Origin of the sequence: Brevibacillus composti (assembly GCF_016406105.1) — a bacterium.
Taxonomy (GTDB): domain Bacteria; phylum Bacillota; class Bacilli; order Brevibacillales; family Brevibacillaceae; genus Brevibacillus; species Brevibacillus composti.
The window spans coordinates 2,482,449-2,495,737 of the sequence record NZ_CP066308.1; the positions used below are offsets into that span (position 1 = coordinate 2,482,449).

Sequence of the window (13,289 nt, forward strand, 5' to 3'; positions counted from 1 at the left end):
ATGCAACTTCTTCGCCTCCTCAGGATTTTTGATACAGCTTCAGCAGGGCGTTTATTTTTTCTTCCGGCAAGTCGTGGATGGAGGCCAGCAGGTCTTCCAGATTTTCTGCCTGCTTCGCCATCTTCTCCAAATCATGCGCTTCCATCACCGTGAGAGCCGGCGCCTTCTGCTGCAGCTGCTCCGTGATTTTGGCAGCGAGGGCCGCCACGCTTACGCCTTGCAGCAGGTCGGCCATTGGCAGGACGATTCCCAGCTTGGTTTCGATGCGCTGCTTGAGATCGAGCGCCATAATCGAATCCAGTCCGAGCTCATGCAGGGATTGGTGGGGGTCCAGCGTGGCCTCGCCCATTTCCAGAACCAGTTCTGCTTCCCTGCAAAGGTATGCTACGAGGTCAAACGCTTCCTCTTCTACATGGTTTGCTTCTGCGGCAGCTCCGGCAGTTTCCTGAGCCTTGGCGCGAACAGAGGGGCCAGAGACTTTCCCGGAGGTGCCAGCGGTAACCGGTGCAGCTGCGGCAGCTCCCCTCTCTCCTGTCGAGGATAGGCCCAGCTGGGAGTAAGGCATCGGTTCATTCAGGATGCGAAGATTCTGTTTGCGCAGCGTCTCTGCGGACAAGTACGGCGTTTTTTGCACCGTCAGCAAGGAGTACAGAACGACATTTCTGCGGAGCAATTCTCCGAGGAGATGCGGCCCTTCCATATGCTGCTTGACCAGATCCCCACGACGCTGGCAAACCTCTTCCAAATGCTGCTGAAAGTTCTGGTCGTATAAGAAGTTTCCAATTTCTGCGCTGCTGTCAATAAAAGAAACGATTTGCAAACAATTTTTGGCCAGAACATCTGCCCATTCTTCTTTGGTCACAAAATAAGCAGAGGATTCCGGATGCTTAATCGGTTGCGTCGAATTGGAGATAATCTCCGCCAATACAAGGATCCCGCCATTTTTCAGATGAGCGGAGAGATTGGCAAAGGCCGCTTCCTTGTCCAAAATGTGGTGCATCACCTGCACGCCAAAGGCCATCTCGTAGCGGTCCGGCAGCTTCTCGGCAGCCACATCGCGCCGGTAAAAACGAATTTGATCCTGCAATCCTAAAGTCTTCACCCGATCCGCGGCGATCTCGATCTGTTCTGTAGAGATGTTGCAGCCGTGCAATTGCAGATGTGGATGCTTTTCCGCCAGGCGAATCAGGTCTGTCCCATACCCGCTGCCGATCTCCACCACATGGCGCACAGAGGAATAATCAACATGTTGGAAGAGAACTTGTCTCATCTCATCCCAGGCTTGCAGCATTTTTTTCCGGTTTTCCGGGTGGCGTTCGGGATCGGCCATCGTCAATATCCAGGAAAAATCAGGATCTACCTGCGCAAACGGCGCAAAACTGAGGAAATCCTCGTACGGCTTTCTCTCATATGCGAGGGAGCGGTAATACTCCTTAACCGTTTCAGACATGCCCGGAGGCGAATCCTCTGTTTTTTCTTCCAAGGCGGCCGATACAGCCACAAACCCGCTCTTCAGCTCGTTTTCCAGCTCGTAATTCCCCTCTTCCGCTGCCTCCGCATCCAGCCAGAACCGCCGCCGCTCCCATGGGTACAGGGGCAGCTGGACAAAGGTCCCGTGTGGATAGAGCCGCTTGGCATCAAGATCATAGCCGAGGGTGAACAGATCGCCAAATATTCTTGCCAGGCCGCTGAGAAGCCCCTCTGCATCCTTTTCCAGGGAAAGGAGGTGGACTTCGTTCTCCTGGGTCCCGCGGGGAAATGCTGCCGATAACGCGGTTTCCGCCTGACTTTCCGGGCCAAAGAACAGCGCCACGCAGGAATCATCGGTTCCCAGGCGTTGGGCCATGTCATCTGTTCGTTCGCTGGAGAGGTTCGACTCATGCGCTGCTGCAATCCCGACTGCTTCCCCCAGGCTGATTCTGCCTTCCGCATAGGCGGCTGCGACTTCGCCTATCCCCACGCCTGAAGCGGCATCACTTTGTATCCCCCATGATTGCACCAGGCTAAAGAGGGCGGCTTGGAGAGCAAAATGGGCGAGGGGCGATATGGCATCTCCTGTCTTCTGATCCAAGAGCGATTGCCAGACGGATTGATTTGTTTTTTTCTGAATCAGGTCATCGCAGCGATCCAAAACATCCCGAAATGCCGAATCCCGCTGGTAAAGCTGGCGAATGGCGGACACAGAGAATGACCACTCGCTCGGAAACAGAAAGGCCAGTTTGGGCATGCGGACATCTTTTTTCCCGAAGCTCACTCCTGGCAGCGCTCCCCCCTCTGCCCACGCCTGAATTTTTGCGGTGATGGCTTCTTTCGTCTCTCCCCGGACACTGAGGCGATGTTTATGCTTTCCTCTGCGGACGTTGGCAGAATAGCAGAGATCCTTCAAAGAAATCTCGTCGCCTGCCGCGGACAGGAAGCTCGCGTAAGAGCCGGCGAGCCGTTGCAGCGATTTCTCACTGTCAGCGGAGAGCAGGAGCAGATGATCGGCAGCCAGCACATGATCGGTTTGCGTCTTTTCCTCGCGAACACCTGCATACTCTCGTAAAATCACATGCGCATTGGTGCCGCCAAATCCGAAGGAGCTCACACCGGCGATCAAGGGCGCAGCGGACTCAGGGATGGGTTCCAGAGCGCGCGGCACTCGCACCGGCAGTTTGTCAAAAGCGATATGGGGATTTAACTCCTTCACATGGAGGCTTGGCGGAATCTTGCGGTTTTTCAAGATCAGAGCCACTTTGATAAAGCTGGCGATGCCGACAGCCGCTTCCAGATGTCCGATATTGGTCTTGACGGAACCGATGGTACATAAGCTGCCCTCCTCTCTCCCTTCGGCCAGCACGCTTCCCAGTGTATTCACCTCGATCGGATCACCCAATAGCGTGCCTGTCCCATGTGCTTCCACGTAGGTAATCTCACCTGGGGAGATCGCAGAACGCCGGCATGCTTCCCGCAGCAATGCCTCCTGTGCCTCGCCGCTCGGAGCCATCAGCCCATTGGTCCGACCGTCGTTGTTGATGGCGCCCCCTCTCACGGTCGCATAGATCACATCACCGTCTGCGAGAGCCTGTGACAGCGGCTTTAGAATGACGATGCCAGCTCCTTCTCCCCGCACATAGCCATTGGCCTGGGAGTCAAACGTCTTGCATCGTCCATCGGGAGCGATGAAGCCGGTTTTCGCAAAGTTAACAGAGAGGGATGGGGTCAGAATCAAATTGACGCCACCGGCTAACGCCATCGTGCAATCCTGATTCCAAATGCTCTGACAGGCTGTATAGACAGAGACCAGAGAGGATGAACAGGCGGTGTCGATGGCCATGCTCGGACCGCGGAAGCCGTACAGGTAGGAGAGCCGATTCGCCGCGATGCTGAGGGCGCTTCCCGTCCCGGCATACGCATGGCTCCGGTCCGGATCACTCAACTGCATCTGGCCGTAGTCACTGTGGGAGATGCCGATAAATACGCCTACCCTCTCCCCTTCCAGATCGGCGGGCACCAGACCGGCATCCTCCAGCGCTTCCCAGCTGATTTCCAGCAATAACCGCTGCTGCGGGTCCATTCTGGCCGCCTCTCGCGGCGCAATCCCAAAGAACTGGTTGTCAAACAGATCGACGCGATCCAAAAATCCGCCCCAGCGAGAGTTCATTTTTCCCGGAGTCTGCGGATTCGGATCGTAGTATGCATCGATATCCCATCTGTCAGCGGGGACCTCACGGATGGCGTCGCGTCCCTCGCTAAGCATTTCCCAGAATTCCGCCTTATTCTGCGCTCCTGGAAACCGGCAACCGATTCCCACCACCGCGATTGGTTCCCGCGAGCTCGTTTCCCTTCGTTTCTCAGCAGGATCGTCACTCCCTCTGGTGGCATCGGCTGCGAGATATCTCGCTACAGCCGCAACAGACGGATGATCGTACAACAAAGTCGGAGAAAGATCAAAGCCGACCAAGTCTTCCAGCTCTCCTGACAATTCCACTGTAAAGACGGAGTCTACCCCCAAATTCACGAAGGGCGTGTCAGGATCCAATTCGGCTTCATTCAGTTTGAGATGACCTGCAATTCTGGATAACAAAAAGGACTGGATCTCTCTGGCCGATCTCCCGTTCTCGCGGCGAAGTTTGCCTTCGTCATGTTTCCCTACTTTCATAGCCCCATCTCCTCACCATTGATTTTTCGCTCCCTTATATGGGCATTAATGTATGAAGTGTAATAATATGGCATTTGGGATCGCAAGAAGAAAACAAGCCAATCGTGGTTGAACCATTGTTTGAAGATTCGGAATATAGTCTTCGCTTTTAAGGACATGCTGAACCCACTGCGGAAACAACTGTGCTCCAAAGGCAAGAGCCAGCGTAAAGACACCGCAACTGTTTCGTCGGCAGTACGGAGGTTGTGGCGATCGGAATCATGGGAAGTTGAGGTGACCAGAACGATTGGAAGTTATAGAGGATGTATCTGGGTACGAGCATTTTAAAAATAGAGGTCGAAAGGTTGGACAACGGTACGTTTTCATTCAAGCACAGTCGTGTTTGGGCAGACATCAACTCCTGTACTGGAATTCACTTTGCGAAGTACCAAGCTTTTTTAGAAGTGGCGCGAAGAGATTACTTTTCACAGGGTGTACGCTTCCATGAGGTAGGTAAGAGGATTCACGAGGATGTGTTCGATTCTGAAGTCATAGTATTACAGCAAAAGAAAATTGTAAACATATACTACAATTTCAATTTTCTGTTAAATTTGTTAAATCCACACTTTACAATAGTAATTACTCATTCGAGGCAGGGTTGTTCAAAAAAGGCGTTGACATGCATTGGCATAATATACATAATTTGGTTAGATTACAGTCCTGCTTTACCTTTTCAATACTTATCAGGAGGGGATTTAAAAAAACTATTCGCGCACCCTAGCTCTAGAATCCTTTGCCGAAATGGAAATTAGTTCCTTCGTCTTAGATTTCGCCCAACACCCCACTACTCTCCCCCAGAACCCACGCGCCCAGGAAAAACGATGCTCCTACACCAGACAACTGAGGATAGCAGAAAGCAACCATGTTTGGCAACTGATGCAAGTTTCTACGAAAATCCTGAACTGAGGTGATTCTGTGTCAGAGATTGCGTACGAAATCAGAGACTTGGTCAAATCCTACCCCTCTGCGAAAACGCCGGCAAACGACGGCATCTCGCTCACCATTCGCCGCGGTGAGGTCTTTGGACTGTTAGGGCCCAATGGAGCAGGAAAAAGTACCTTGGTCCGCCAATTAGCCGGCATGCTCAAACCGACTAGCGGCACGATCCACCTGTTTGGGCATGATTTGCTGAAAGATCCGCAGACCGCAAGCAACTGGGTCGCTCTCCAACCGCAAAATATTTGGCTGCCCGCCCAGACAAAGCCCCGAGAAGTCATCGAAACCACAGGGCGGCTGCGCGGTCTGCCCCCGGCCGATGCCAAGCGTGAAGCCGAACGGTTTATTGAAGAATTCGGCTTAAAGGACCATTTGGAGAAAAAGATGCAGATTCTCTCCGGTGGCTTGCGCCGTTTGGTCGCCACAGCCGTTACGCTGATTGGCAATCGTCCCATCGTGATCCTGGACGAACCCACGAACGATCTCGACCCCGAGATCCGCCGCGTAGTATGGAACCGAATCAGGGAAACCGCCCGTACAGGCAGCACGGTGATCCTGGTTACGCACAACGTAGTGGAAGCGGAGCAGACACTGGATCGGGTGACGATTATGAGGTCTGGACGGATTTTGGCCGAGGGGACGCCGGCAGAATTGAAAGCCAGGATCTCCCGACAAATTCGGCTGGAAATGGTGACGCGCCCAGATACAGACAACCTCTCCTTCCTCCAAGCGTTTCCGAATGTACAGCATCTGGGACAGCAACGCTTCCTCCTGCTGCTCGAACAAGACCAGGTCGAGAGTGCCATCGCAGATTTGCTCCCCCACCTGCAAAATCTGGAGGATTTCCGCATCGTGACGTCCAATCTCGAGGATATTTATTTTGAATTGAGTGGAGGTGACCGCATTGCAGGTTAATCCAGTCGCCACGAACTATGCACCGGTATCGCAGACCCAAAGCCAACTGCCTTGGTTTCAGCAGTTTCGCCTGCTGCTCAGTCTGCTCATCACCGATTACCGTTCTGCCGCTCCTTTTCTCGTCTTGATCGGCCTGGCCTTGCCAACCGGCTTTCTCTGGATTCTCAGAAGCTATGTAGGCACGGGTGAAGAAGCGTTATGGCTGCTCGCCGGCAACATCGTCATGTCGGTCTGTTTCGGGAGCGTCAGCTTTGCCATTCAGCGGACGGCGCTCATGAAAGTGGAAGGAGAACTGGACTATTACGCCAGTCTGTCCGTGAAAAAGACCGCGTTTATCGCTGCTACTTTTGTAGAATCCATCATTTTTGCCATCCCTGCACTCACCAGCTCTCTCGTCCTCGGTTACTTCCTGCTCGATATTCCGGCGCAAAAATTGGTCATGTGCATCCCGCTGGCCCTGCTGGCCGCCAGCAGCCTGACCATCGTCGGCTCGACCATCGGCAGCTACGCAAAGACCATGGCCCATTTCGCCGTACTTTCTTACCTGCCCTACCTGCTGGTCATTTTCTTCAGCCCTGTACTGCTCCCTTATGAGATGCTGCCCTTTTTCATGAAGGTGACCTCGTTTCTGTTCCCCACCGGTCAAGCCGCATTGGTGCTGAGCGGAGTGCTTCACCAGCAGTACGACACCACCTTCTGGATTCTCATCGGCGCGCTCTGTCTCTGGCTGATCATCGCGATCAGCATCGCCCTGCGCAAGCTGGACTGGCGAGAAAACTAACCGCTTTCCAATCGGCGCTCCCTCGTCTATGATAGGCTGAGGGGGCGCAGACTTCGTTTTCGGTCGGACCCGATCGGAGCATGGACGGGAGGGATGGCCTTGAACAAAGCCGATCAAATCAAGAAATTCAGCCAGCAGGCCGCCATGTACGAACGCAATCGGCGAGCCTACACGCTGGGGCATTGGCGCCGCCGCCTGCTCCGGGAGGCACGGAGAAACGTATTGGAGGCCGCAGTGGGAGCCGGAGCCAATTTCCCGTTTTACGACAGGGAGTTGGTGGATAACGTAACGACTGTCGATTTTAGCCCGGAAATGCTGCGCAAAGCAAAACAAGCGGCGCGAGAGTTTGGCATTCCTGCCACCTTTCTGGAATCCGACATGGATCGCCTGTCACTTGCTCCCGACTCATTTGACACGATCGTCTCTACCCTGTCGCTCTGCAGCTATGAGGATCCGCTTGCGGTATTGAACCAGTTCAACCGCTGGTGCCGCAAAGACGGAAACATCCTGCTCATGGAGCATGGATTGAGCTCCAACTTTTTACTAGCTTGCGCGCAAAAAGCGTTGGATCCGCTCATCTACCGGATAGAAGGCTGCCACCACAATCGCGATATGATGAAGATCGTGGATCGCTCTGACCTCGTCCTGGTGAAGTCTGAGCACTACTGGGCTGGTTGCATTCATCTGATCTGGGCCAAACCAAGCAAGACGCAGTAAGCCTCCACCGAAAAGAACAAGCAAAATCCGAACATTTTTCATGGGATTTTCCAGAATATAAGAAACCAATTGCTTAACGTTCGTGTTTTGATCTTTTCAACCCGCTATACCTCGATCAAACATAGTCATTTCACGAACAATAAATAGTTTTTGAAAGTGTTTGTTCATTTTTTCTCTTTTTTTGTGCTTGACGCTCCTTCACTAGCATGTTATCGTAGATACAAATCAAAGCGAGCATGAATAGTTGAACAACGTTGACGAAGAGATGCCTTGCATGGGAAACCCTCAGAGAGCCGATGGTTGCTGCGAATCGGTGGTTCCCTGCCTGGATAAGCACTTCCGAGTTGTTGCGCTGAACCGAGGCCACTGGCCTTCCCAGTAGGCGCGAACGGTAGATCCGTTATCTCTGCAGGTCTTGTACCTGGAAAGGTTCTTCTTTGCGAAAAGAAGAACGAATGAGGGTGGCACCGCGAAGCAAAGCCTCTCGTCCCTCACCTGTCTCCGAAATTGGAGTCAGTGTGAGAACGGGAGGCTTTTATTATTTTCCTTTGACCATAAGGAAAAGGGTTGAATCAAAGGAGGAGAGATAACCATGTTTACAGACAAAATGATTTTGCGCATCCCCGGCCCTACCCCGATTCCGCCGCGCGTCCAGCAAGCGATGAACCAACCGATGATCGGGCATCGAAGCGGCCAATTTTCCGAATTGTTTGCACGGACCGCTGAGCGTCTGCGCCCCTATTTTGGCACATCGGGCGACGTGATGATCCTCGCGGGCAGCGGAACGAGCGCACTGGAGATGAGTGTCGTCAACACGCTTCAGCCCGGCGAGGAAGCCGCTGTCCTGGTCAGCGGCGCATTCGGCGAGCGCTTCGCCAAAATCTGCGAAAGATACGGCATCGTCGTCCACCGCCTGGATGTGCCTTGGGGCGAAGCCGTCACCCCCGACAAGCTGGATGCGTTTCTCGCGGATAAGCCGCAGGTGCAAGCCGTGTTCGCAACCTATTGCGAAACGTCCACGGGTGTGGAGAATCCGATCCGCGAACTGGCCCAAGTAGTCCGGCAGAAGTCGAATGCCCTCTTTATCGTCGATGCCGTCAGCTGCCTCGGCGCGGTCTCCTGCGAGATGGACGCATGGGGTGTGGACATCGTTGTGACGGGATCGCAAAAAGCGTTTATGCTCCCGACGGGACTCGCCTTTCTGGCAGCCAGCAAACGGGCATGGGATGTGATCGACAGCAAAAAGCCGCTCGCTTTTTATCTCGATCTCAAGGCGTACCGGAAAAGCCTGGCAGAGAAAACGACGCCGTATACGCCCGCAGTCTCCCTCATCTTCGGCCTGGATGAAGTGTGCAAGATGCTGGAGGAGGAAGGCCTGGCGGCGATCATCAAGCGGCACGAGATCATGCGCGATATGACCAGGGCCGCGATGAGAGCGCTCCAGATTCCGCTGATGGCTTCCGATGAGTTCGCCGCAAGCACGGTGACTTCTTGCCACCCGGAGACGTTTGACGCAGAGCAGCTGCGCAAAGTTCTGCGTACCCAGCACAATATCGTGATCGCCGGCGGCCAGCAGCATCTGAAAGGGAAAATTTTCCGCATTGGCCACATGGGCTATTGCGAACCGCTCGACGTCTTGCAGGTGATCGCGGCGATTGAAATGTCGCTTCAACAAATCGGCGCTCCCGTAGAATTGGGAGCCGGTGTAAAAGCTGCCCAGGAGGTGCTACTCGCTCATGTATAAAGTACTGATTACAGACCAAGTTAGCGAATACGGAATCAAACAACTGCTTGAGGCGCCCGACGTGGAAGTCGTCAAAAATACGAACCTCTCCCCCTCGGACCTGCTGGCCGTCATCGGGGACTATGACGCCCTGATGGTGCGCAGCCAAACACAGGTAACCGCTGAGGTGCTGGCTGCGGGCAAACGGTTGAAAGCCGTCGGCCGCGCAGGTGTCGGGGTCGACAATATCGATGTGAATGCAGCGACGGAAGCGGGAATCGTCGTCATCAATGCACCGGACGGAAATACCATCTCGACTGCTGAGCATTCCTTTGCCATGCTGATGTCCGTCGCCCGCAATATTCCGCAGGCCTACCGGAAGCTGGCCGACGGGACCTGGGACAGAAAGAGCTTTCAGGGCGTGGAGTTGAACAATAAAGTGCTCGGGGTCATCGGCATGGGCCGCATCGGAACCGAAGTGGCCAAGCGTGCGAAGGTATTCGGCATGACGGTGCTGGCCTACGATCCGTTCCTCACCGAAGAGCGCGCCCAAAAGCTGGGCGTGACCAACGCCACCGTGGATGAGATTTGCCGCCAGGCGGACTTCATCACCGTGCATACGCCGCTGACAAAAGAAACACGCTATCTGATTAGCAGCAGAGAATTTGCCAAGATGAAGACTGGCGTGCGCGTGATCAACTGTGCCCGCGGCGGCATCATCGACGAAAAAGCGCTCTATGAAGCGATCCTGACGGGCAAAGTAGCGGGTGCGGCCCTCGACGTATTTGAAGTGGAGCCGCCGGTGGACAATCCGCTGATCGGCCTGCCGCAGGTCGTCGTCACGCCCCACCTGGGCGCCTCTACGGTAGAAGCACAGGAGAACGTCGCCGTCGATGTATCGGGCGAAATCCTCAAGGTGCTGCGCGGCGAACCGTTCCGCAATGCGGTCAATCTGCCATCCATTCCGCCTCATGTGATGGAGCGCATCGAGCCTTACTTTACGCTCGGAGAGAGACTGGGCCATTTCCTGGCGCAAGTCACAGTGGGATCCGTACAGGAAATCTCGATCACCTACAGCGGTGAACTGACTGATGTCGAAACGGCTCCGCTGACAAGAACCGTGGTCAAAGGCGTCTTGTCCTTCCATTTGGGAGAAGAAGTGAACTTCGTGAACGCTCCCCTCTTGGCCAAGTCTCGCGATATCACCGTCACGGAGAAAAAATCCGCGCAAAACCGCGGCTTTACCAACCTGCTGACAGTCACGCTGAAGACGACCCAGCAGACCCGGACGGTAGCGGGAACGCGGCTGAACGGCTACGGCGCGCGCATCGTCAAGATCGACGAGTTTGCCATCGACGTCGCTCCGGAAGGCTATCTCCTCTACATTCACCATAATGACCGGCCGGGCGTCATCGGCCGAGTCGGATCGATTTTGGGTGAAAACGGGGTCAATATCGCGACGATGCAGGTAGGACGCCGCGATGTCGGCGGAGAGGCGATCATGATGCTCTCGGTCGACAAGCCGATTACAGCAGAGCTCCTCGATACCATGGGCGAATTGCCGGAAGTAAAAAGTGTGACCCAAATCGAACTGTAACATACCAAGGCCTGGTCTTATCCAAAGACCAGGCCTTTACGTGTTCAAAAATATGGTTATAATAATACCAGATAATTTTCCTACTTTATTAACTTTTGTTTAGTGAGAGGAGATTTTTATGGCATCACAGGCAATCGTCGCAATTGGCATCTTCCTCGTAACCTATGCTTTTATCATCAGCGAAAAACTGCATCGGACAATCGTAGCCATGTTTGGCGGAATCCTGATGATTTTGCTCGGCGTGATCAATCAGGAGCAAGCGATCCACCACATCGATTTCAACACCCTAGGCTTGTTAATCGGCATGATGATTCTGGTCGCCATTACTGCGCAGACCGGCGTCTTCAAGTACATGGCCATCCGTGCAGCCAAAGCCGCCCATGGCGATCCGCTTCGGATTCTGATTTATCTGAGTATCATCACCGCCTCGGCCTCCGCTTTTCTCGACAATGTGACGACGGTTCTTTTGATTGTTCCGGTCACCTTCAGCATCGCCAGACAGCTGCAAGTCAACCCCGTTCCCTATCTCATATCGGAAATTATCGCTTCCAATGTAGGCGGCACGGCAACCCTGATCGGAGATCCGCCCAACATCATGATTGGCAGCGCCGTGCCGGAACTGGACTTCATGTCTTTTCTGACCAATCTGGCTCCCGCCGTTGTCATTATCATGATTGCCACCATCTTCTGTTTTACGCTGATCTACCGGAAAGAGCTGAAAACCACCCCCGAATTGCAGCAAAAAATCATGAGTCTTCGCGAGCAGGATGAGATCACCGACGCCAAACTGTTGAAAAAATCGCTGACCGTGCTGGCGCTCACGATTATCGGCTTTATGCTGCATGGCGCGCTCCATCTGGAATCGGCCACGATCGCCCTGACAGGCGCTTTTCTGCTGCTCTTGATCACCGGCGAACACTATCTGGAAGAAGCGATCAGCAAGGTAGAATGGACCACGATCTTTTTCTTCGTCGGTCTGTTTGTGCTCGTGTCCGGACTGGTGGAGACAGGCGTCATCGCCAAACTGGCCAAAGGAGCCATCGATCTGACGGGCGGCGATGCGATGAAGACCTCCTTTTTGATCCTCTGGATGAGCGCGATTGCCTCCGCCTTTGTGGACAATATTCCCTTCGTCGCGACGATGATCCCGATGATCAAGGAGATGGGCGCGCTCGGCATCACCAATCTGGAGCCGCTCTGGTGGAGCCTGGCTCTGGGAGCGTGTCTGGGCGGAAACGGGACACTGATCGGTGCCAGCGCCAACGTTATCGTCGCCGGACTTGCGGCCAAAGAAGGCCATCCCATCAGCTTCGTGGGCTTTTTGAAAATCGCCTTTCCGCTGATGATCATGTCGATCGTGTTGTCTCATCTTTATATCTTTCTGCGCTACTTTTTCTGATGAGGAGGAACCCGCTTGGTCCACTACACCTATGATTCGCGCCTGATCGAGATTCGGGAAAATCAAAACGAAACGGATGTCACCTTCACCTTCGCACTGAAGACCGAGGAGATGCGCAACCGTCTGAAGCAAATACGCAGCTTGTTTGAAGAGAACAGGGATTACACCGATGCCTTGTTTTACAGCCACGAGGACGGCACCTATGAAGTGATCGTCCGGCACGATGCCCGGCTCTCTTTTCTCCTCCAGGCCTTTCGCTTCCGCTTTCTGGAGACTTTGAGCTGGAAGGAACAGACGTAGCAAAAGACAGCCTTGCCATAACCGGTTCAGATAGAGCCGGTTTTTTCTTGCTCTTCTCTTACAGAAATCCCCATTTTCATGTATACTGTGGGAAAATGATGAGAAATCGGAGGTTTCTGATGCTGTTCCACTATCACTTCTGGACTCCCGATGTCGAGGAGATGGAGCGATTTTATCAAGAGGCTGGCTTTCAAACCTATCAACGAATCGGAAAAAGCGAGGGAAGTTTTCAAGACTTTTCGCCGCCGTTGACATGGGAGGACTTTCGGGGGCAGGCGATCTTATTTCGGATTATCGAAATGCGCAAAGGCATGATCAACGTTACATTTGGTCACGGTAAAAAAATTCAATTTGATCATATCGGTTTTCTCGTCTCCCCGTCGGAGCACGAAGAGATATGCGACCGGGCCAAGCGGCTGGGCTGGTCCGTCGAGCATAACCCGAAGCGGACCTTTCTCGCGACGCCTTACCAGTTTGAGATCGAACTGCAAACGGATCGAAGCTACCTGGCAAGCGATTCCGCGGCGGCAATCCGCCAAATGACCCTACAGCTCCCCCAGGAAGGATTGCTGGAGGACCTGCGCATATTGTTCGGCGAGGAGATTCCCGGCATTCGCCTCCAGAAAGGGCCGGCAGCGATGCTCACAGAGGTGGATATGAGCGGCTTTCCCTCTCCCGTCGAGGCTACGACTCTGCTCGATCCATGCGGGGTGCGGCTTTCTTTCTCCTGATCGCGCGACG

At 53.9% G+C, this 13,289-nt stretch carries 9 protein-coding genes and 1 other annotated feature; of the genes, 8 read left to right on the forward strand and 1 reads right to left on the reverse strand.

The features are described 5' to 3' along the window. Nucleotides 1-19: 19 nt before the first annotated feature. The gene (locus JD108_RS12705; RefSeq protein ID WP_198826439.1) at nt 20-4,141 is read right to left on the reverse strand and encodes a type I polyketide synthase; all 4,122 of its coding nucleotides are present in this window, start codon (nt 4,139-4,141) and stop codon (nt 20-22) included. 954 nt (nt 4,142-5,095) lie between these two features. On the opposite strand from JD108_RS12705, the gene JD108_RS12710 reads away from it, so the two are divergent. From JD108_RS12710 to JD108_RS12745, 8 genes are all read left to right on the forward strand, one after another. Beyond that, nucleotides 5,096-6,031 carry an ABC transporter ATP-binding protein gene (locus tag JD108_RS12710; RefSeq protein WP_198826440.1) on the forward strand — a complete coding sequence of 312 codons (936 nt, stop codon included), beginning with the start codon at nt 5,096-5,098 and terminating at the stop codon, nt 6,029-6,031. Then, a complete protein-coding gene (locus JD108_RS12715; RefSeq protein WP_198826441.1) occupies nt 6,021-6,812 on the forward strand; it encodes an ABC transporter permease in 792 nt (263 codons plus the stop codon). The genes JD108_RS12710 and JD108_RS12715 overlap by 11 nt, the downstream gene beginning before the upstream one ends. Before the next feature lie 99 nt (nt 6,813-6,911). Further along, on the forward strand, nt 6,912-7,529 hold the full coding sequence (locus tag JD108_RS12720; RefSeq protein ID WP_198826442.1) for a class I SAM-dependent methyltransferase: 618 nt from the start codon (nt 6,912-6,914) through the stop codon (nt 7,527-7,529). Between the two features lie 245 nt (nt 7,530-7,774). Continuing rightward, nucleotides 7,775-8,024 (forward strand) — a binding site (T-box leader). Nucleotides 8,025-8,121: 97 nt separating this feature from the next. Next, nucleotides 8,122-9,273: a pyridoxal-phosphate-dependent aminotransferase family protein gene (locus JD108_RS12725; protein WP_198826443.1), complete on the forward strand. Its 1,152-nt coding sequence runs from the start codon at nt 8,122-8,124 to the stop codon at nt 9,271-9,273. Next, nucleotides 9,266-10,849, forward strand: coding sequence for a phosphoglycerate dehydrogenase (gene serA, locus JD108_RS12730; protein WP_198826444.1), 1,584 nt, complete (start codon nt 9,266-9,268; stop codon nt 10,847-10,849). The genes JD108_RS12725 and serA overlap by 8 nt, the downstream gene beginning before the upstream one ends. A gap of 118 nt (nt 10,850-10,967) precedes the next feature. After that, on the forward strand, nt 10,968-12,248 hold the full coding sequence (locus tag JD108_RS12735; RefSeq protein WP_198826445.1) for an ArsB/NhaD family transporter: 1,281 nt from the start codon (nt 10,968-10,970) through the stop codon (nt 12,246-12,248). Nucleotides 12,249-12,263: 15 nt separating this feature from the next. Then, complete coding sequence (locus JD108_RS12740) at nt 12,264-12,548, forward strand: hypothetical protein (RefSeq protein WP_198826446.1); 285 nt, start codon at nt 12,264-12,266, stop codon at nt 12,546-12,548. A gap of 119 nt (nt 12,549-12,667) precedes the next feature. Further along, entirely contained in the window at nt 12,668-13,279 is a 612-nt protein-coding gene (locus JD108_RS12745; protein WP_198826447.1) for a hypothetical protein, read from the forward strand. The last annotated feature ends 10 nt before the right edge of the window (nt 13,280-13,289 follow it).